This is a genomic window from Paenibacillus sp. FSL L8-0644, assembly GCF_038008165.1.
Taxonomy (GTDB): domain Bacteria; phylum Bacillota; class Bacilli; order Paenibacillales; family Paenibacillaceae; genus Paenibacillus; species Paenibacillus polymyxa_D.
On sequence record NZ_JBBOYN010000001.1, the window covers coordinates 3554913 to 3576704 of the forward strand.

The following is a 21792-nucleotide window of genomic DNA, read 5'->3' on the forward strand; positions in this document are numbered from 1 at the left end:
TTCTCATAGATGTTGATATTTTACAAAAATTGAAAAGGCTCGGTTTCTACCTGAGATACATGTACTTCCGTTGAATAACGACCTTCTGTCAAGCGTTTGCGCATCCATTCTGCGGTTTTAGGCTTCATAATCTTTTCAGCATTATGTCCAGGGTCAATAATAGCAATCCCCGCCATCAGGGCATCGTGAGCCGTATGGTAGTCAATATCCCCTGTGACCAATACATCAGCACCTTTGAAAAGCGACTTATTCACATAGCGGCTGCCTGAGCCCCCAAGCACGGCTGCCTTTTTGATCATACGGTCCAAGTCGCCCACCACACGTACATGCTCGACCTTGAGGCCATTTTTCACAACATCGACAAACTCCCGTAGCGTGCGAGTTTCCTTAAGCTTGCCCACCCGTCCCAAACCAAAGGAACGGCCCTGCAAATCCATGTGATACAGGTCATAAGCCACCTCTTCATAAGGATGAGCCTTCAGCATCGCTTGAATGACTTTGTTGCGTACAGCCTGCGGTACAATGGTTTCAATACGAACCTCTTCGCTACGTTCCATTTTACCCTGCTCACCCAAAAACGGCTGTGTGCCTTCACCCGGCACAAAAGTTCCATAGCCGTCAATGTTAAAGCTGCAATGGCTGTAGTTGCCTATATGTCCAGCTCCCGCCCCCAGTATGGCATCCAGTACCCGTTGATGATGTGTTTTTGGTACGAAAACAACAAGCTTGAATAATTGCTCGGTGTGAACATCCTCCAGCGTACCTTCACTTTGAATACCCAGTGCTTCAGCCATCCAGTCATTCATGCCGTCCTCAGCTGTATCCAGATTCGTATGACTGATGTAGACAGCAATATCATTCTTGATCAGTTTTTCATACAATCTACCCGCAGGCTGATCTGTGTTCAAAGCTTTAAGTGGGCGGAATATAATTGCATGATGCGCAATAATGAGGTCAGCTTTTATGCGGATTGCCTCTTCGACAACCTCATCACTAACATCCAGAGCTACTAATATGCTTTTGATTTCCTTTTGCAGACTACCCAGCTGAAGCCCAATTCTATCGTCCGGAACTGCCAAGTATTTCGGAGCCAGCTGCTCCATATAGCTAATTACTGTCTGTCCTTTGGCAAACATGCAAGTACCTCCTCTAGCTGTTCAATTTGCTTGCGCAATTGCTCCCGCTTATGCTGTGCGGATTCCTGATCTGATCGTGCCACTTGTGCCAGCACATCCTCAAGCTTGCGAATCTCCAATTTCCATTTATAAAAAAAGATTTCATTCGGTGCTTTGACCAATAGTGGTCCGAGTTGCATCAACAAATCCGGTGTCAGTACCAGCGAACTATCGGGAATTTTCCATGGTTGATACAGCGCATCCTGTTTCAGTGGGCTTACCGAATCAGGTACTGCCGTCAGAATCTCATATATTTTCCCGTCTTCTTCCATAATATGTTCACTTGTTAGTATCCATTGATGTTCGATGAGCCAACGGCGTAAGATATCCTCTCCTACGTTAGGTTGTAGAACAAGTTGTTTCACTGAAACAAGCTTGTCTTTCCCTTGCTCTAAAATGGTAGCGATCAAGGCACCACCCATCCCGGCTATCGTAATAACATCAACTTCATCGACCTTAATTACAGCCAAGCCATCTCCCTTTCTAACCGCAATGCGATCCGTGAGACCTGCTTCGGCCACCTGCTTTTGAGCCGCACGCAACGGTCCATCATTGACTTCACCCGCCACAGCTTGCGGTACTCTGCCACTACGCACTGCGGCCACGGGGAGTAGTCCATGATCCGAGCCAATATCCGCAAGTCTGCTCCCGGCAGGAATTTGTTCCATAATATATTGTAATCGTTGAGAAAGTTTCATAACGTCACCCACGTAATCCATTTTTTTCGAGTCCAAAATAAAATTCCAACAACAAATGCCAACTTCAGTAGGCTGTAAAACACCACATCTCCCGCCGCTTGATGGCGCAGGATAATCGTGTCTGCTTCAGCCATGAATGCTAGTGTCATGCCTATAGCGAAATAAACCAAAGCGAGACGCGGAAAGCGGCGATGTACCCACCAGCTTAACCAGATCAACAATACTGCGTGCAAAATCCAAAATGCCTCAAGCATCACTAAAGTTGCTGTAGGCCAGAAGCGGCCTATAAGGATCGCGTACACTAAAAGTAGCCCAGCAATGCCACAGTAATGAAGTAAGCTGTTGCGCAAAGTTAATCCCACAAGACACCATACCACACCGCATAGGCCTACGAGCAAAAGAAACCAAACCTTAGCTTCACCTTGATGGAGCTGAATGATCCATACACCCGAACCCAACATAATCGCACTGCCTAAAGTGCTCAACATCGCGCTCATACTCTTTTCAGAAGACCGCCAAAATGCGGCCACTCCATAGCAAATCGTAGTAACTGCACTCGCCGAGAATATTTGCATTGCCAACGGAAAAGCGGTAAAATAAAAACCGATCAAACAAATGCAGGAAATAATGACAAAACCAAGAAGCCAGGCGATCCCATGCCCGTGTCTAAGATATGTAAGCAGCCCGGTGTTGTTACGGTTCTGGCTCTGCGACGGATCTTCGTCCTCCCGATACAGGTTAGACAAAAAATCGCAATATTGCTCAGGGAGCAGCCGACTTCGCCGCCAATGCTCAATTTCATGTAACAGTATTGCCCGCTTTTTCTCCTGGTCCAAGCTTCTTCCCCTCCACCAAGGCTGCCATGAGATAAAAAAAGACCTCCTGCGCGCTTCAAGCCGCAGAAGGTCCGCAATGTAACGCTTCTATTCGAGGAAATCCTTCAGTCGCTTACTGCGGCTTGGATGGCGCAACTTACGTAGCGCTTTGGCCTCAATCTGACGAATACGTTCACGTGTAACACCGAACACTTTACCCACTTCTTCAAGGGTTCTGGTTCTTCCGTCGTCCAAACCAAAGCGGAGACGCAAAACATTCTCTTCCCGTTCGGTTAACGTATCCAGTACATCCTCGAGCTGTTCCTTCAGAAGTTCATAGGCAGCCGCATCTGCAGGCGCCAACGCTTCTTGATCCTCAATGAAATCCCCCAGATGTGAGTCATCCTCTTCACCAATTGGTGTTTCCAATGAAACCGGTTCTTGGGCAATTTTCATAATTTCCCGTACTTTTTCCACGCTCAGCTCCATCTCGGCAGCCACTTCCTCCGGCGTAGGTTCGCGCCCCAGCTCTTGCAACAGTTGACGCGATACGCGAATCAGCTTGTTGATCGTTTCCACCATATGCACCGGAATACGAATCGTTCTCGCCTGATCGGCTATTGCGCGCGTAATGGCCTGACGAATCCACCAGGTTGCATACGTACTGAATTTAAAGCCTTTTTCGTAATCAAATTTTTCTACTGCCTTAATCAAACCCATATTACCTTCCTGAATCAGATCCAGGAAAAGCATTCCGCGACCAACATAACGTTTGGCAATACTTACAACCAGACGCAAGTTCGCTTCTGCCAACCGGCGCTTAGCTTCTTCATCGCCGTTATTGATCCGTTTGGCAAGCTCCACCTCATCATCAGCAGAAAGCAACGGTACACGACCGATTTCTTTCAAGTACATCCGGACTGGGTCATTAATTTTAATACCGGGAGGCAGGCTCAGATCGTCATCGAAATTAAAATCATCCCCATCATTGTTTTCCGGGTCGTCATTTTGACGCAATCTGGTAACTTCTTCGTCGTTGTCATTCACAACCTCAATCCCCAAGTCACCCAGCTGCTCATAAAACTCATCCATTTGCTCGGGGTCCTGATCAAACGGCGATAGTTTTTCCATGATATCTTTGTAGTTCAGAGAAGAACTTTTTTTACCCAACTCAATCAGTTGATCTTTAACCTGATCCAGTGTTAGTTCCGTCTCCAGTTCAGTATGCTGATCATTCGCCATCTTTCGACTCCCTCCTCCCTAGAAACATCCGACCTCTGTGTGTTCATTGTCTCTCTAGGGCTATAATCTCACTTGCAATTTGTGCTGCGCGCAGAAAGTCACCTAAGCGCTCAGCGGCTCTCATTTCTTCCCTCTTCAAATCCAGTTGCTCCTGCAATGGAAATTTTCGCACTTGATGAATATAATCATCCAAAATGTGCGGTGCCCATACGCCTGGAGCATCCATCATCATGATCGAACTTACGTTCTTCTCCAGTCGGTCGTCTTGCAAAGATGAAATAAAACGGCTTGTATCCGGTAACTTCCCTTGCGCGTAATAGGCATATAGATAAGCAGCAATTGCTGCATGATCCTCAATATTAAAGGCGTCGCCCAGATGCTTTTCTACATACTCTGCAGCTTCTAAATCCTGCATCATCCAGTGAAGCAGTCTGCGTTCAGCCACATGGTAAGCCGGCAACAGATTAGGTGTGGAGACCTGCCCTTTTTTATGACTACCATTATTCCACCCATTTTCGTTATTATCCCCAAAGTTCTGTTTTTTTTGCAGGGATTGACGCAGTAAATTGCATTCTTGCTTCAAGGTTTCAAAATCCACCTTGACTTCGGCTGACACTTCGCGCAGATACACTTCCCGCTCGGTCGGGGATGACAGAGGTGCAATGACATTTAATGCTTCGCGGGAATACGCGATTCTTCCTTCTTCCTCTTGCAGTATATGGTTTTTTTTCAGATATATAAGCTTAAATTTCACCGTTGAAACAGCACTTTCGATAATTTGGCGCTGGAATCGTTCGCCGCCGTATTGCCGGATAAAATCATCCGGGTCCATACCGTCACTGACCAGCGCTACTTTCACGTGAAGCCCCGCATTTTCCAACAGCGGAAAATTTTTAAGCGCAGCAGCTTGTCCTGCCCGGTCACCATCATAACAAATAATGACCTCGTCGCACAGTCCTTTTAACATCGTAGCATGGTGCTCTGTTAGAGCAGTGCCCATGGCGGCCACCCCATTTTGTACGCCAGCTTCCCATGCCGAGATGACATCACCGTAGCCTTCAAAAAGAACACTTTGGCGAAGCTTGCGAATTGAGGTTTTAGCATGATGGAGATTGTACAGCGTTCGGCTCTTATTGAATAGCTTGGTCTCCGGTGAATTCAAATACTTCGGCTGTCCCTCACCAAGTATACGGCCTGCAAAGGCAATAACTTTTCCGTTGCGATTCCAAATGGGAAACATGATACGATCTCTGAATCGATCCACATATCCATCACCCTCATGCCGGGGAGAAATAAGCCCTCCCTTTTCCATCTCCACGGGATCAAAAGAACGCTTATCCAGAAACTGAACGATCGTATCCCATCGGTTGGGTGCATAGCCAATTTGAAATTGATCAATGATCTTGTCACTGAATCCTCGTGAGCGCAAGTATTCCATAGCTGGTTTGCCGTGCTCCGTATTTTTAAGCAAAAAATGGTACATCTTAGAAGTTAACTCATACGCTTGCAACAGCCTGTCCAACTCAGGATGCTGATGCGATGAATCACGTCCCTGCCATTCGCCGAGCGGGATATGACTTTCTTCTGCCATTGTCCTGACAGCTTCGGGAAAGGATAGTCCTTCGATTTCCATCATAAACTTGATGGCATTGCCTCCCGCGCCGCAGCCGTAGCAGTAAAAAATCTGACGATCCGGTGTCACGGTGAATGAAGGGGTTTTTTCGGAATGAAAAGGACAGAGGCCTTTCATATATTTCCCTTGCTTGGTCAAATGCACGTACTTGCTTACCGTATCTACAATATCATGATGTTGTAAAACTGACTCAATGATATCGTCCGGTATGTTACCTTGTCCGGCACTCATATTAACCACCTTCATCTCTTTAGCACGTAAATATAATTCGATACCGTTACTCATTCTCCTGCAAGCGAAGTAAAAGTTTTGTCAGTTTATGTTGAAAAACTTCACGATCCTCTAATGAAAACGGTTTAGGACCTTTTCCATAACGTCCTTTTTTCCGTTCTTTGGCAGAAGTATGACGTCGGTCAAGCATGAAATCTATCGAATCGTTTCGATACATAGCTCCGCGAAAAGACATCACTTCACAACCTTTTGCCAAGGCAAGTGCAGCAAGACCATAATCATTGGTGGTTACAATATCTCCGCGGCGGATATGATTGGCAATATAGAGATCGGCACTTTGGTCGCTTCGGTCTACTTTAACGACGCTTACACCTTTGCTGCCCTGAATGAGATGATCATATGAAGATACCATAATAACCTCAATATGAAAACGGGAAGCTATCTCCGCAATTTCACTTTTAACAGGACAAGCGTCTCCGTCAACAACGATCCTCACACCCAGTAAAGTTCCGGTTCCCCCCATAAGCATCCCCCATCCGCATTCGAGTAAAATACGGAACGGCTGCAAGATTACTCTTACACCGTTCCGTATATTTATACCCATTTTTTCAAGTTATTCATACTACCACAACTGACGTTTAAACTACAAGCTTGGAAAAATCGGCAAAACGCTTCAGTTCTGAGTCAATAACAGCCAGCAATGCCAAACGATTATTACGAACAGCGTCATCCTCAGCCATAACCATAACGGAATCAAAGAACGCCGTTACCGCAGGGGTAATGGATGAAGCTAGCGCTAACGCACGTGTCGCATCACCTTCCTGTAAAGCTACGCTGTAAGATTCATAAGCGCTATACCATGCTTCGTAAAGCGTTTTTTCGCCTTGTTCCGTAAACTCACCCGTATTAACTGACTTATGCACTGCTTTAGCAGCCAGATTACCTACACGATTAAAGGACTCAACTGTTGCTTTGAATACCTCACCTGTTTGTATGGCAGTCATTAACGCAGCTCCGCGGTTAACAACGGAAGCAACATCGTCATATCCAGCTGCAAGCACAGCATCCACAACGTCATAACGAAGTGTCTCAGACAATAGTTTCTTCACGCGTAATCCAAAAAACTCATGTAATTCTTTACGTATTTCATCCGCGGAACGTTTCATATTTCCAAGGTTGCCGTGCACATCGAGCGCGATATTGAACACATCAGACAACGTAGCTGAAAGCTTACGATCCAACAAAATCTGCACAATACCTGCTGCCTGGCGACGAAGCGCGTAAGGGTCCTGTGAACCTGTTGGAATAATACCGATGGAGAAGCAGCCTGTAATAGTATCTATCTTGTCTGCGATACTTACAATCGCTCCAGCGTTCGTTGAAGGAACCGTTTCTCCTGCATAACGCGGCTGGTAATGCTCAAACACCGCTCTGGCCACTTCTTCCTTCTCTCCAGCCTTACGAGCATAATCCTCACCCATTACACCTTGCAGTTCCGGGAACTCATATACCATTTGTGTTACCAGGTCAAATTTACAAATATCCGCTGCTCGACTAACCGATTCCTGTGTATCTGGAGAAACGCGAAGCTTCTCTGCCAGAGCATCAGCAATGCGGCGAATCCGGCGTACTTTGTCTCCAACCGTTCCCAGCTCTTCGTGGAAAACGATACTTTCCAGTTTGGAGAGTGCATCCTTAATTTCCAGCTTCTGATCTTCTTCATAAAAGAATTTGGCATCAGACAGCCGCGCACGCAATACTTTTTCATTCCCTTTAGCAATGACTTCCAGCGATTGACTTCCTCCGTTACGTACCGTAACAAAATATGGCAGTAGCTCTCCTGTGCGATCCAGCACTGGGAAATAGCGTTGATGTTCACGCATGGAAGTAATGAGTACATCCTTCGGAATGTTCAGGAACGCAGGATCAAAACCTCCGAACAGTACTGTTGGGGTTTCCACCAAATACAGCACTTCTTCCAGCAAATCATCTTTTACCGCAATCGTCCAATCTTTTTCGGCAGCCAGCGCTTCAATCTGCTTCACGATAAGCGATTGACGTTCCTCAATGTCCACAATGACATGCTGCTTGCGAAGCACTTCAACATAGTCAGCTGGACTTTCTACTACGGCATCCTGTCCAAGGAAACGATGCCCTCTTGTCACGTTTCCTGACTGCACGCCGGCAATCTCCAAATTAACAATATCGTTACCAAACAAGGCAATCAACCAGCGGATCGGACGAACAAATTTAAAGTCATAACTCGCCCAGCGCATAAATTTAGGGAATGTCATGGCATGTAAAATGTGCAATAAACCTTCGGACAGTACATCCGCCGTTGGAACACCTATGCTGCTCTTAGTTGCGTAAATATATTCCACGCCTCCAAGCTCCTTGAACGTAAACTGTTCAGGATCAACACCTTGGCTGCGAGCAAAGCCCAGTGCAGCCTTGCTCCAGTTACCAGCTTCGTCTAGTGCGATTTTGCGGGAAGGACCTTTAACCTCTTCGTTAATATCTTCTTGCTTCTCCGCTACTTCCTTCACAAGTACCGCCAAACGGCGAGGTGTAGCATAAGCCTCTACAGCACCATAAGCAATACGCGAGCTGTCAAGCCATGCCGTCATACGCTGCTTCAACTGCTGAATCGCATTCGGGATAAAACGTGCAGGGACTTCTTCCAACCCGATCTCAAACAATAAATCTTTAGACATTTGCCGCACCTCCTTTCTTCAACAGCGGGAAGCCCAGCTTCTCGCGCTCCTCCAGATAGGTCGCAGCCACCTGACGCGCCAAATTACGTACTCGTATAATAAACCCAGTCCGTTCCGTCACACTGATCGCTCCGCGAGCGTCCAGCAAGTTGAACGCATGAGAACATTTCAGCACATAATCATAGGCTGGAAATACAAGATGCTGCGCCATCGCTTTATTTGCCTCTTCTTCGTACATATTGAAAAGAGTAAAGAGCATTTTGACGTCAGATACTTCGAACGTATACTTGGAATGCTCAAATTCAGGCTGGTGGAAGACATCACCGTACGTGATTCCGTTGACCCACTCCAAATCGAACACATTCTCCTTGTCCTGGATGTAGGAAGCAAGACGCTCCATACCGTACGTGATTTCTACGGCAACCGGACTGGCATCAATACCGCCCACTTGCTGGAAATAGGTAAACTGAGTAATTTCCATACCGTCCAGCCATACTTCCCAACCTAAGCCCCACGCTCCCAACGTCGGTGCTTCCCAGTTGTCTTCAACGAAACGAATATCATGCTCCAGAGGGTTAATGCCTAAACGGCTCAAACTCTCCAAATACAATTCCTGAATGTTATCCGGCGAAGGCTTCAAAACTACTTGGAACTGATGATGCTGATACAGGCGATTTGGGTTCTCACCATAACGTCCGTCTGACGGACGACGAGAAGGCTCAACATAAGCTACATTCCACGGCTCAGGTCCGATCGAACGTAAATACGTCATCGGGTTCATCGTGCCTGCCCCTTTTTCCGTGTCATACGGCTGTACAATAATACAGTTGTGTTCAGCCCAAAACTGTTGCAGCGTTAAAATCATCTGCTGAAAATTCATTGGTACACGCTCCCTTTCCAATTCCCTCAAATGTTGGTGATTTCTTCTCATTTAAGCTCGTATGTACAGGGCTATTTTATCTCAAGAGCCTTGTTAGAGACAGCAAAAAGCCCCCGCCTCTACGCCTGTACAGACGTAGGGACGAGAGCTGACTCCCGCGGTTCCACCCTACTTGATTGCGATCCTATATCACCAATCAGATCGTAATCCTCTTTTCCGTGTCCAATCAGACGCTCCCGAGTGCCTTGTTCACGAAGAATTCCCGCTGGGCTTACACCGTCCCCAACTCGCTAATAACAGAGAATACATCCCGCTACTTTCTCGTTCAATGCATCTGCTCCCGAAGGAGATATATAGTAGGATATTACACGGTTTCAGCAATACAGTCAAGAGAATAGGGCGTTTCACATATCGTACTTGTCGAGCTGATCCAAAAAATTGCGGGATTTTAGCTTGACCTCCAACTGCATATCCATGAACTGACGCATGACATGTTTGATCTCCAGCTTAGTGGAGTCCTTCACGTCAATGTTGCCGAGCCGATTCAAATCCATTCTGGCGAACAAGCGCAGCAACTTCAGTGTACGTGGAGTCACGCTCAATGCAGCTGGATCAAAATGCTTGTAGCTCCGACACAAAACTCCGCCCAGCCTCGGACTGACGAACATATCCTCATCAGCACATTGTTGACCACTTGAAATACATGCATCAAGCTGAGGAGCATATCCGGCCGCCTGCAATATTTTAAATTCATAAATACTCATGACGATCAGCGGATCTTTGCCACTCTCCAGCGCCTCCAAACATGCTTTTAGCTGCTTAAACCAGAACGCACCTGTTTCCTCATCCTGTAACACCCGATCGAGTAATTCACAAGCATAAGAAGCGTAAGCAGCCTTAGTAATATCCTCGCGTAATGTATGGTGGGATTGGATGATTTCACCGGCATTCAACGTGCCTAAGCCTGTGTTTCGAAAAAAAACGAATTCACCGTACGTAAACGGCTGCGTTAAAGCAGCGTGACGGCTTTTGGACTTTTTTGCACCTCTGACCAGCACGCCTGCTTTACCTCCGCTTTCGGTGCAAAGCGTAATAATTTTGTTCCCCTCACCGTAATCCATGCTGCGGATGACGATTCCTTCCACCCTGTAAAGCATGCCTCTTCCCCCAAACATTCGCGAAGAAGCCAGTGGCTTGTACTATTCACGGGCTTCTTCATGCTCGTCCGACTCTCCTTCATCCGTATCTTGCTCCCTTGTCATGGCGCTCTCCCGGTATAACAGATACGCACCGACATCTCCAGTCATCGCAAAATACTTCCACGAAAAATCTCGCAATCGTATTCATCCTCTCTTCGGAAATGACGTTTGCATCTCAAAATTAGGATGATGCGAAGAGAAGGGAAGTATGCGATGAAATAAATGGATTGCGTTAAAAAAGGCTGCTGTATGTAGAATGGAATACGCTTCGCAAATGATTTGATCTTACGATCGCTGTTACCCCCGAATTTATTTGAATGTAAAACATACAAAGGGTTAAATTCGGGGGGTAAAGGCGAACGCTATCGCTTCTTCAGATTCAAATCCTTCGCTCCGCTACATCGTGCATACAAGGCCTTTTTTAAAGCACACCTATTTCATCGCTGGAAGAAAAGGATAAAAAGAGCAAGAAGTTAAGCGCCGCACATACGCGGCGCTTTAAATGATCAGGAGACTATTACTATCTCAGCCAAGAGATCGGGACGGCTTTTTTATGATGCTTACTACAACTATACATATTTATTTAATATCAATTTTTAACCTCAATAAACCCTTGAACTAAAGTGACGTAGAATCGAGTTCTGTTTTTAAGCGTCGCGATGAAAGCCAAGGTCACGAAGGACGCGTTCCTGGTTGCGCCAGTCTTTTTTGACCTTAACCCAAAGTTCCAGGAAAATCTTGGAGCCTAACAGGTTTTGGATATCCTGGCGTGCCTGTTTGCCCACTTCTTTGAGCATGGCTCCCTGTTTGCCGATAATAATCCCCTTCTGGGAGTCACGTTCTACAAAAATAACAGCCATAATATGCACTACACCATTATCCTGCACTTTCATATCTTCAATCATAACCGCAATAGAATGGGGTACTTCCTCACGTGTCATATGCAGAATTTTTTCACGCACCAGCTCGGCAATGACAAACTGTTCTGGATGATCGGTAATTTGATCATCCGGATAATATTGCGGACCTTCTGGTAAGTATTTTTGCACCTGCTCCAGCAGGGTGTTTACATTGTTGCCCATTTTGGCCGAGATGGGTACGATTTCTGCAAAGTCGTACAACTTGCGATACTGCTCAATCAGGGGTAACAATGCTTCTGGCTCAATACGATCAATTTTATTCAGCACCAAAATAACTGGCGTTTTTACTTGTTTAAGCTGTTCCGCAATAAAACGGTCGCCACCGCCTAGACCTTCAGCAGCGTCAATAAGAAAAAGTACCGCTTCTACTTCACCCAACGTATTAAAAGCAGTCTGATTCATGTAATCGCCTAATTTTGACTGACGCTTATGAATCCCGGGTGTATCCAAAAATACAATTTGCGTGTCCTCTGTAGTAAATACGCCGTGAATTTTGTTGCGTGTAGTTTGTGGCTTGTCTGACATAATGGCGATCTTCTGCCCAATGACGTGGTTCATCAGTGTTGATTTTCCGACATTAGGTCTGCCAACAATTGCGACAAAGCCTGATTTAAAGTGTTTCTTAGCCATTTCATTTCCTCCAGCGCGATTAAGCACCTATTTTATTTGGGTTTTTCCATTAAAACAGCGAACTAATTAACGTCAACATAGGCCTATAAAACACAAATATACCAATAATTACAGCAAAAACCGCTGCCAGGAGCACGGCTCCGGCGGCGGTGTCTTTAGCCGCTTTGGCCAGCGGATGAATATCAGGTGAGATGAGATCCACCGCTGCTTCAACAGCGGTGTTGAACAGTTCGGCTACAATGACTATAGCGATAGCCACGCAGACGAATAACCAGTCGAGCCGGGAGATGTGCAGAGTTAAGCCTGCTACAATGACAAGGAGCGCCACGGCCACATGTATCCGCATATTTACTTGCGTACGCAGAGCGTACATCACGCCTTCTGCCGCATAGCGAAAAGTCATTCTCCAAGGCTGACGTCTCATTACCTTGTCAACCCCGCTTGAGCCAGTACAGCTTCCTGTTTGCCCATCATTTCAGCTTCACTCACATCATCCTGATGATCATAGCCTAACAGATGAAGAAAGCCGTGAACAAACAAAAAACCGATTTCACGCTCAATCGAATGTCCGTATTCTTCACTCTGAGCTTGCGCTGTTTGTACAGAGATTATAATATCCCCCAAAACATCAGGTACATCATTCAATGAATTTTCATCATTCGGTTCGTAAATAATTTCAAGCTCTTCATCCAGTGTTTCCTTCATAGCAAAAGACAACACATCGGTGGGACGATCAATTCCCCGATAGTCCCTGTTCAACTCATGAATTTGCTCATCATTAACGAAGGTAAGGGCTACCTCACCGTCAGTGACTCCTTCCACTTTGCCTGCCTCCTCTAATAAGGTGTTCAGCAGCGTAATCAAGGATTCGTTAATTACCATATCGTTTTGTTCATTATTCCAAGCTAATTGAAGGCCCATGCCAACCGCTCCTTTTAATTCTAGTGCTCTAACCGTACTTCATGCACAAGTTATATTAAGCTTTTCCGTTTTCAGACTTGGGCCTTTCCTCCGGATACTCAATACGGGAATGAAAAATCCCCATTACTGTTTCCTTGAGGGTTTGAGCCACGATATCAAGCTCCCGCATGGTCAGCTCGCAGTCGTTGAATTGGTGATCATCAAGACGGCTCTTAATAATTTTCTCAATCATGGATTCCACTTGTTCCACTGTCGGCTTCCGTAAGGAACGAACTGCTGCCTCCACGCTATCAGCAATTCCCACCACAGCAGACTCTTTAGACTGAGCCTTCGGTCCCGGATAACGGAAATCATCCTCCGTGAAGTCAGGCTCCACCCCCCGCTCTTCAGCTTCGCGCAACGCCTTGTGATAAAAATAGTGTAAGAATGTCGTTCCGTGGTGCTGCTCGGCAATGTCGCGAATGGGCTTGGGTAGCTTGTAATCCAATTGCATTTCCACGCCGTCACGAGCATGGGCGATAATGATGGATTTGCTCAGCTTGGGCTCTATTGTATCATGTGGATTTTCCAACCCATTTTGATTTTCAATGAAGTACGAAGGCCTCTTGGTTTTACCAATATCATGATAATACGAACCAACCCGGCACAACAAGCCGTTTGCCCCTATAGCCTCCGCTGCGGCCTCTGACAGATTACCCACCATTACACTATGATGATACGTTCCCGGTGTCTCCGTAAGCAGCTTGCGGAGCAATGGATGATTGGGATTTGACAGCTCAACAAGCTTCAGTGCCGACAAGATACCAAAGGTAGACTCAAAAAATGGCATTAGCCCAATAACAAGTATTGCTGTTATCAGACCACCTGCAAAAGCAAAAGCTACCCCATAGAGCGTCGTCGTTTGAGTCCAATTCCCTTGGTCAATCAGTGCCAGAGAAAAAACAGACAGGGCACCGAACAGGCATACCATAATCGCCCCTTTGAACAGTGTTGAACGCTGGCTGGCTCGATGAGTAGAGAAAATCGCTGCCAGACAGACCACAATAGCAAAAAATCCAAAATTAAAGTCGAAAATTTGTCCCTGACGGACATTCAAAATAACACTTGCCAATATACTGAATATAACGGCACATACGAAAGCCAACGACATATCAAGCAACAGCGTTACAAGCATAGCTCCAAGCGCGATAGGCGCCAGATAGCCGAGATAGGAACGTTCATTGTTCTGCAGTATGGAAATTAACATCATTGCTCCAACTGTTATCACAAAGATTAATACTAGCATGAGCAACTGCGCATTATTATACTTGAAGTTTCGTGTTCGTGATTGAAATTGACGAATATACATAAACAGGCCCAATGCCAGCATCATAGACAGCATCAGCAGTCCAAATTGTGGCCAATAATTGATTTTATCCTTGAGCAATTCATTTTCATCAAGCAGTGTATAGATTTCCTGGGTAATAATCTCACCCTTCTTGACGAGTACTTCACCCTGTTTAATGTAAACCGTCGGTGTATCTTCCCGAGCCTGTACCTTTGCGTCCTTCGTAGCTGTATCATCATAAAACTTGTTGGCGGTAATCACAAGCCTTGCAAGTTCCTGAACAACCTCCCGTGAAGTACGCTTAGTAAGCGAGCTTGTACTAACCCGCTCAGCTACTTTCGCTCGGGCTGTCTGAGCATCCGTAATTTGATCATTCATCAACCCTGTCACAATCTCACGGGCAACAGGCCGCATTTCAGCAATATCCTCAGATGTAAGGCGCGGAATTTTAATGAATGTCTCCTCTGGAATTCGGTACGTTTGCTCTTTCGTTTTTTCCAGCACTTCATCCAGCAACTTATCTGGGTAGGCATCCGCATTACGGCTGTTATTCACAAAATTTTGTACAAATTCCCGTGCACGTTGCGGAATCTCATCCTTATAAATCGAAATCTTATCTGCTCTGGAGACCTGGTCATCCTGATTGAGCCGTTCAATTCGATCCAAAATACCAGTAATCAGGTTATCGTTGCGAACGGGCACAATGGTATACATGGGCTGCACACGTTCAGCTGATTCCTCTTGAGCCTTCAAAGTCGCCTTACTGTTAGGAAGCTGCATCGGGGCGACAATTTCCTTTTCACTCGGTTGATTTACCCGAATATCATAACGCTCGGGAAGCAGCTTGGACGCAAAGCCTACATAAAAAAGAACCACCAAAAATAAAAACAGAAGATAGCGTGTCGCCACGCTATACTTCCATCCATTCATTCTATGCTGGAACGTTTTCCCTTTAGATAATTCCTTCGAGGTCATCTAAAACAATCCCTCTCCATCATCTTTTTCAAGGCAGCTACACTGCTCATTTTATACTTTTTCTGGTCGTACACGGCATACTCGTGATTGAATGACTATCCTTGATTTTCGGCAACTCGGTCATAAGCAACAATAATTTTCTGTACCAGGGAATGACGGACAACATCCTCTTCTGCAAACTGGACAAAGCCTATTTCCTCAATCCCTTGTAAAATCGCATTCGCTTCAATCAGACCGGATTTTTTGCCACGAGGCAAATCAATTTGCGTAACATCGCCGGTAATGACCATTTTGGAGCCAAAGCCAAGTCGAGTCAAAAACATTTTCATTTGCTCGGGTGTAGTGTTTTGCGCTTCGTCCAAAATAATAAAAGAGTCATCCAGCGTACGTCCCCGCATATAAGCCAAAGGTGCAATTTCTATTAATCCGCGCTCCAGTGCCTTTGCAGTCTGCTCTGGGCCCATCACATCGTATAGGGCATCATACAATGGGCGTAAATACGGATCAACTTTTTCCTGTAAATCCCCTGGTAAAAAACCTAAATTTTCACCTGCTTCCACCGCAGGACGAGTCAGTACAATGCGCTTGACTGAACCTTCCTTCAGGGCAGCTACGGCCAGCACTACAGCCAGATAGGTTTTACCAGTACCCGCCGGGCCAATTCCAAATACAATATCGCGTTTCTTAATCGTGGTTACATAGTGCTTTTGTCCAATCGTTTTGACGCGAATCGGTTTACCCCGGAACGTCGTCGTAATTTCACCCTTGAACAAATCGAGCAGCTGATCAGCGCGCAAATCTTTTGCCAGTTCAATCGCATAATGGACATCCCTTTCGGTCAGTATATACCCATTGCGAATTAACTGGAGTAATACGTCGAACAATTGTTCGAGCACTTCCACCTCGTGAGCATTACCAAAAACATTAACTTCTGCCTCACGAGATGCTATTTTTGCGGGAATAGCTGCTTCGATTAATTTCAAAAAGGAATCCTGCGGGCCAAATAACGCCTGTCCTTCTCCCGCATTGTTCAATGCAATTTGTATGCTGCGTTGTTGTTCTGCCAAATAGCCTCATTCTCCTTGGTTATGAACTAACGGAAGTTCTTCCGCAATATCCTGCTCCACTTCAAAAAGCACTTTCATATAAACTTTACCATTCTCTCTCTTCTCATGCAAAATTTTTTGGCTCATTATTTTCGTTCCTTTGCCGTATTTAGCTAAAATATCAGCTCGCGCGCCTTCTAAACCTGACATTTTCGCTTCTGCTTCCGTAAGCTTCTGCTCCTGTATCTTTGTCTCCCTCACACTTTCGGTCATCCAACCCATCGGAAGTTTGTAGGAACGCCATGTTAGCGGATCATGTTCAACTGTTGTTTTATGTGTAGAATAAGGTATTTTCCCATATCCCCACAATTGTATCGCACGGTTGCCTAGGACCAGATACAAGCGGTCATGACTGATACCTGTATACGTGCTGCTGCGTTGCACCGTGGGACTGCTAATTTCGTATTCATGCCATACAAGACCCTTAACCTCTCCTTTGGCTACGACCTGCTGTTGGTTCTCCTCATCTCCAAGCGTTCCAGAGATGAGGATGGCTCCTTTTTTGACACGCGTATTTTTATGCACGACAGGACGACCCTGCTCGGCAAAAATTTCAGTAACTACCGCATCTGCCTTACTAATGATATGACGAGGGCTGTAGAGCGGCGCAGGGGTAGGCTGTGAAGCTTCAACAACCTGAATCGTCACCAAAGTACCCTGCTTTTCCACACCGATCCAGGATGCCTCTGGAAGCTTCTGCATGAGCGCACGTGAAAGCTTGTCTTGACTGGATAGACGAAAGCTCCATTGAAATGGATACAGGCCCTCCTGTCGAGCGGCTTTGAGAACAGATTCCGTCGATAGCTTATCATTCCCCTTTACTTCAATGTCCCAGATAAGCGAAGACATCAGCAGAAGACCTATCCAGAACAAAGCCAATCCAGCCAGGAAAAATTTACGTTTGGCAAGTCGTACAGCAGTAAAGGGAAGCCCTTGCCGCTTCAGAACATGCATTTTACAGCCTGTCCTTCTCAAAAGCGGGCGTAGGAGGAAGACGTGCGGCAGCAGAAGGTTCATTTCTGCATGTCTAGTACCCATCGGCCGCACGTTCCACACAGGTATATGGTGATCGGTGAGTAAATTAATGAAAGCTTCCACACTTTCGCCCTTGATAGCAAGGGTAACCGTACCACGCAGCTTTGCTAAAGCAGGATGTTTCACGAGCCTTCCTCCGTTCCTTCCATTTGGATATCCGTTATATGTCCCTCCACACTTACCTGCTCTGGCAGAATAGACGTAATGACTAGATCATGGCCGGACACCCTCAGCCTGCCTTGCGCAAGTGCAAGTACGAGCTGATCCGGCGTGAAATCCACCACGCCCCGGTGATTCTCCACATAAAGCTGACGGCTGCCGATGAGGGTTAACCGCGGCAGGTCAAATAGAATGTCCTGCGGAAGCTCCAGCGTCTCGCTGGCCCACTTTCGCAGTTTGCGGCTCATCCTGCTCATACGGCGAAATCTCCCTTCCTGTCATCAAAATATTTGTTATCCAACGGCTTAGAGTTGTTTTGATGACAGCACGCTGCTATTTTTTCATCTTCTGTTATTGCCATCCGGTACCCATAGATGTTTCAAGGCAGCTACGCTGCTGGCTTTCCATCTTATATTCTTATTATCAGTGAACACCATTACACCAGCGCCACAGATATCTGTACTGTACATTTTATGATCCAGTCGCGGCATTTATGAGGCTAAACTTACAATTCGTAGTAGCTACTATATTGCAGAGGAAAAAGATGTGTCCTTTCAAAATTCACAACAAAAAAGACAACCTCATTTTCATATTGAAAACAAAGGTTGTCTTCTTTTGAATTTCATTAAATGACACGGTTATTTTTCGCTATCTCGATTTAAAAGAGAGTTTTTTCTAGAGTATAAGAAGTAAACAGCCATACCAATGACAAGCCAAATAATAAAGCGAATAAATGTCTGGCCATTCAAATTAAGAATGAGCACCCCACATGAAACGATAGCCAGGATCGGGATATACGGAACTCCAGGACATCGGAAGGCCCTTGGCAAGTCAGGTTGTGTTTTTCTCATAACGATAACGGCGACCGAAATCAGAATAAATGCTGACAAGGTTCCAATGTTCACCAAACTTGCTAACTCATCCAGCGGAATCAGTCCACCCATTAATGCAGATAAAGTGCCGAAAAACAACGTGTTAATGTAGGGCGTTTTGTATTTGGAATGAACCTTGGATAATACTTTGGGGACTAAGCCGTCACGTGACATAGCAAACATAATACGAGTTTGACCATAGAGCATTACCAGCATGACCGTTGTCATCCCTAAGATGGCTCCTATATCTACAATACCTGCAACCCAGTTCTGGCCTGCAACCTGCAATACCAATGACACGGGGTGAGAGATACCTTCAAATTGCATAAACGGTACTATACCAGTCATAATCGCGCTAACAATGACATACAAAAACGTACAAATAATGAGAGAGAAAATAATGCCTCGCGGTAAATTAGTAGTGGGATTTTTAGTTTCTTCAGCCGCTGATGAAACAGCATCAAAACCAATAAAAGAAAAAAACACAAGAGCTGCGGCTCCAAACACCCCACTGAACCCAAACGGCATAAACGGTGTCCAATTATCTGGCTTCACATATCTAAAAGCAACAATGATAAATAATAAAATAACAACAATTTTTATGATTACCATGATGTTGTTTATCCGTTTTGATTCTTTTATCCCTAAATAAAGCAAGAACGTGATACCCATCAAAATTAAAAAAGCTGGGAGATTAAAATAAGTAGTTTGGTCTTTCAAAGCCCCCGGTGCGGCAGTGAATTCAAGCGGAATGTGAAGGCCAATTCCGTTCAAAAATGATACAAAGTAACCCGACCAACCTGCGGAAACGGCGCTGGCTGCCAGCATGTATTCCAAAATTAAATCCCATCCAATAATAAAGGCCAATAGCTCCCCCATCGTAGCATATGTAAAGGTGTAAACAGAACCGGATACTGGAACGGTGGATGCAAACTCCGCATAAGCCAATGCTGCGAATAAACACGCGAGTCCCGCAATCACAAAAGAAAGAACCAAGCCTGGACCAGCCGTAACTGCTCCTGTACCTGTCAACACAAAAATTCCCGTTCCGATAATGGCTCCAATTCCAAGCATCGTTAAATCAAACGCACCCAGCTCCCTTTTGAGTGCTTTTTCCCCTCGCGTAGCGGCAATCAACTGATCAATGCTTTTCTTTCTAAACAAGCTATTTCCCATCGATCCCATCCTCCTAAAAATTAATTTTTCCATTTTTATAACCTTGTTGTATCACCTCGATATAAATAAAATTTTAGGTAAAATTGGAGTTAATTTCATAAGTATCTATCATTGAGAACATTATATATAAAAAAGAAAAAATGAAAACTGCTTTCGGAAAGCTCCATTCATATTGTTACATTTGATCATTTTTCAGGAATATATTTTCATAAATGAGGCGCTAAATTAGACAAAATGCCACCATTTTAGATGACAACAAATGTGAGAAAGCTAGAGCACACAAGGGATTATCACATTCGTTGTCAGGTAATTAGAGCATTTGTCGTTAATTCACTTTTTATTCCGAGCATGGTTATGTATTCCTAAAGCATCACAAAAAAAGATCCGCCACAGCCAAAGCCGTGACGGATCCACTATCATTTTAACGTCTTCCTCCACCCATGTAGCGCTTGGAACGTGGAGGACCTAATATTTCTGCCCAAATCACACCTCTGCGCAGATCAGCCGTATCCACCGTATTACGGTCTTGCGAAGCTATCTCTGGCGCATCTGTAATTTCCCCTGACTCCCTCGCATTGGATATACGATCGAGACGGGCTAAAACCATTTTTCGTTCTTCTTCCATAGCACGGATCCGATCCTCTAGAGTCGAACCATTATCTAATAAATCCCGGTCCATCCGTTCTTCGGTTTCCGACCGATCGCCCATTTCTTCTATGCGACGAGCTTCCATAACCGTCCGTCGTTCATTAGGAAATTGACGTTGCAACTCTCCAGCAATATCCTGCTGACGTTGCTCTTGCCCATGTTCCATTGTGAAGGGTCTGGATGACGTCGAGGGTCCACGAGAACCATGATCACCACCAAAGGTAGGCATACCTTTTCGCGGCGGTGATTTCCGCCCTGTACCTTGGATGCTTTTCCCCAAAAAAGACACCAAAGCAAAGCCAATCACGATCAGGATATACAAATGTTCAAAGATCCAGCTGATAAAGTTCATTACTCACCACCTAGCTGCCGTAATTCATCGGCTATGTCCCGTTATTAATCCCGGTTCTTGTTGTCATTCCCCGAGTTCTCATTCGGTTTGCCTAAGGAGCCACGCATTTGCGTATCCGCCTCAATATTTTTCAAATTCATATAGTCCATGACACCAAGCTTCCCGCCGCGTAGCGCTTCAGCCATTGCCAGCGGTACTTCGGATTCGGATTCCACCACGCGTGCTCTCATTTCTACAACACGCGCCTTCATTTCCTGCTCCTGCGCTACAGCCATCGCACGCCGCTCTTCCGCTTTTGCCTGCGCAATACGTTTGTCGGCTTCCGCCTGCTCTGTTTGCAGAAAAGCACCGATATTTTTACCTACATCAACGTCCGCAATATCAATGGACAGGATTTCAAATGCTGTCCCGGCATCCAAACCTTTGGACAATACGGTTCTTGAAATTGAATCCGGGTTCTCCAGCACGTCCTTATGCGAGTTACTGGAACCTACGGTCGTAACAATACCTTCACCGACCCGTGCAATAATCGTTTCTTCTCCAGCACCCCCAACAAGTCGATCAATGTTGGCACGCACCGTAACACGAGCTTTAACCTTCACTTCAATACCATCCTTGGCGACCGCAGCAACAATAGGTGTCTCAATAACACGCGGATTAACGCTCATTTGGACCGCTTGCAGAACATCCCGTCCAGCAAGGTCAATCGCTGCCGCACGTTCAAACTCAAGCGGAATGTTAGCACGCTGCGCAGCAATCAACGCATTGATCACTCGGTCTACATTCCCTCCTGCGAGAAAGTGGCTTTCCAGCTGGTTGATGTTCAAGCCCAGACCCGCCTTGGTTGCCTTAATGAGTGGATTGACAATTCGGCTTGGCGTGACGCGCCGTAAACGCATAGCTACCAGCGTAATGATGCCAATGCGCACACCCGAAGCCAATGCTGAAATCCACAGCATCACCGGGAAGAAACTAAAAAATACGCTCAATACAATAATCACTACAACGGCAATCAGCAAAACGCTGACAATACCCGATTCGAACACTCGCATCATCCTCCATTAATCTAATTCTTTGTTATTTG

Annotated in this window: 20 protein-coding genes; all 20 read right to left on the reverse strand. The window is 45.7% G+C overall.

The annotated features are described in order from the left end of the window. Nucleotides 1-20: 20 nt before the first annotated feature. Nucleotides 21-1136 carry a Nif3-like dinuclear metal center hexameric protein gene (locus NSS94_RS16125; RefSeq protein WP_341039651.1) on the reverse strand — a complete coding sequence of 372 codons (1116 nt, stop codon included), beginning with the start codon at nucleotides 1134-1136 and terminating at the stop codon, nucleotides 21-23. Beyond that, nucleotides 1112-1873, reverse strand: a complete 762-nt coding sequence (locus NSS94_RS16130) for a tRNA (adenine(22)-N(1))-methyltransferase (protein ID WP_069010267.1) — start codon at nucleotides 1871-1873, stop codon at nucleotides 1112-1114. Before NSS94_RS16130 ends, NSS94_RS16125 begins: the two co-directional genes overlap by 25 nt. Next, nucleotides 1870-2709: a hypothetical protein gene (locus NSS94_RS16135; protein ID WP_029517785.1), complete on the reverse strand. Its 840-nt coding sequence runs from the start codon at nucleotides 2707-2709 to the stop codon at nucleotides 1870-1872. Before NSS94_RS16135 ends, NSS94_RS16130 begins: the two co-directional genes overlap by 4 nt. Nucleotides 2710-2796: 87 nt before the next feature. Then, entirely contained in the window at nucleotides 2797-3930 is a 1134-nt protein-coding gene (rpoD, locus tag NSS94_RS16140; protein ID WP_007431230.1) for an RNA polymerase sigma factor RpoD, read from the reverse strand. A gap of 43 nt (nucleotides 3931-3973) precedes the next feature. Then, complete coding sequence (gene dnaG, locus NSS94_RS16145; RefSeq protein WP_341039653.1) at nucleotides 3974-5848, reverse strand: DNA primase; 1875 nt, start codon at nucleotides 5846-5848, stop codon at nucleotides 3974-3976. Next, nucleotides 5841-6317, reverse strand: a complete 477-nt coding sequence (locus NSS94_RS16150; protein ID WP_029517787.1) for a YaiI/YqxD family protein — start codon at nucleotides 6315-6317, stop codon at nucleotides 5841-5843. Before NSS94_RS16150 ends, dnaG begins: the two co-directional genes overlap by 8 nt. A gap of 115 nt (nucleotides 6318-6432) precedes the next feature. Then, a complete protein-coding gene (gene glyS / locus NSS94_RS16155; RefSeq protein ID WP_341039655.1) occupies nucleotides 6433-8508 on the reverse strand; it encodes a glycine--tRNA ligase subunit beta in 2076 nt (691 codons plus the stop codon). Next, nucleotides 8501-9388: a glycine--tRNA ligase subunit alpha gene (gene glyQ / locus NSS94_RS16160; RefSeq protein ID WP_023989480.1), complete on the reverse strand. Its 888-nt coding sequence runs from the start codon at nucleotides 9386-9388 to the stop codon at nucleotides 8501-8503. Before glyQ ends, glyS begins: the two co-directional genes overlap by 8 nt. A gap of 404 nt (nucleotides 9389-9792) precedes the next feature. After that, on the reverse strand, nucleotides 9793-10545 hold the full coding sequence (gene recO, locus NSS94_RS16165) for a DNA repair protein RecO (protein WP_013311133.1): 753 nt from the start codon (nucleotides 10543-10545) through the stop codon (nucleotides 9793-9795). Between the two features lie 42 nt (nucleotides 10546-10587). Then, the gene (locus NSS94_RS16170) at nucleotides 10588-10725 is read right to left on the reverse strand and encodes a YqzL family protein (protein WP_080658633.1); all 138 of its coding nucleotides are present in this window, start codon (nucleotides 10723-10725) and stop codon (nucleotides 10588-10590) included. A gap of 509 nt (nucleotides 10726-11234) precedes the next feature. Then, complete coding sequence (gene era / locus NSS94_RS16175; RefSeq protein WP_029517791.1) at nucleotides 11235-12137, reverse strand: GTPase Era; 903 nt, start codon at nucleotides 12135-12137, stop codon at nucleotides 11235-11237. A gap of 49 nt (nucleotides 12138-12186) precedes the next feature. Beyond that, a complete protein-coding gene (locus tag NSS94_RS16180; RefSeq protein WP_025722122.1) occupies nucleotides 12187-12561 on the reverse strand; it encodes a diacylglycerol kinase family protein in 375 nt (124 codons plus the stop codon). Then, a complete protein-coding gene (gene ybeY / locus NSS94_RS16185) occupies nucleotides 12561-13058 on the reverse strand; it encodes an rRNA maturation RNase YbeY (RefSeq protein ID WP_029517792.1) in 498 nt (165 codons plus the stop codon). Before ybeY ends, NSS94_RS16180 begins: the two co-directional genes overlap by 1 nt. Before the next feature lie 55 nt (nucleotides 13059-13113). Continuing rightward, on the reverse strand, nucleotides 13114-15360 hold the full coding sequence (locus NSS94_RS16190; protein ID WP_069010263.1) for an HD family phosphohydrolase: 2247 nt from the start codon (nucleotides 15358-15360) through the stop codon (nucleotides 13114-13116). A gap of 95 nt (nucleotides 15361-15455) precedes the next feature. Further along, the gene (locus tag NSS94_RS16195) at nucleotides 15456-16427 is read right to left on the reverse strand and encodes a PhoH family protein (RefSeq protein ID WP_029517794.1); all 972 of its coding nucleotides are present in this window, start codon (nucleotides 16425-16427) and stop codon (nucleotides 15456-15458) included. 6 nt (nucleotides 16428-16433) lie between these two features. Next, the gene (gene yqfD / locus NSS94_RS16200; RefSeq protein WP_029517795.1) at nucleotides 16434-17627 is read right to left on the reverse strand and encodes a sporulation protein YqfD; all 1194 of its coding nucleotides are present in this window, start codon (nucleotides 17625-17627) and stop codon (nucleotides 16434-16436) included. Continuing rightward, entirely contained in the window at nucleotides 17624-17917 is a 294-nt protein-coding gene (yqfC, locus tag NSS94_RS16205) for a sporulation protein YqfC (protein WP_029517796.1), read from the reverse strand. Before yqfC ends, yqfD begins: the two co-directional genes overlap by 4 nt. A gap of 381 nt (nucleotides 17918-18298) precedes the next feature. Continuing rightward, on the reverse strand, nucleotides 18299-19708 hold the full coding sequence (locus NSS94_RS16210; RefSeq protein ID WP_165149027.1) for an amino acid permease: 1410 nt from the start codon (nucleotides 19706-19708) through the stop codon (nucleotides 18299-18301). A 421-nt stretch (nucleotides 19709-20129) separates the two neighbouring features. Then, nucleotides 20130-20708 (reverse strand): hypothetical protein, encoded by a 579-nt coding sequence (locus NSS94_RS16215; protein ID WP_069010261.1) that lies wholly within the window; start codon nucleotides 20706-20708, stop codon nucleotides 20130-20132. A gap of 44 nt (nucleotides 20709-20752) precedes the next feature. Next, nucleotides 20753-21754, reverse strand: a complete 1002-nt coding sequence (gene floA, locus NSS94_RS16220; protein ID WP_029517799.1) for a flotillin-like protein FloA — start codon at nucleotides 21752-21754, stop codon at nucleotides 20753-20755. Nucleotides 21755-21792 lie beyond the last annotated feature (38 nt).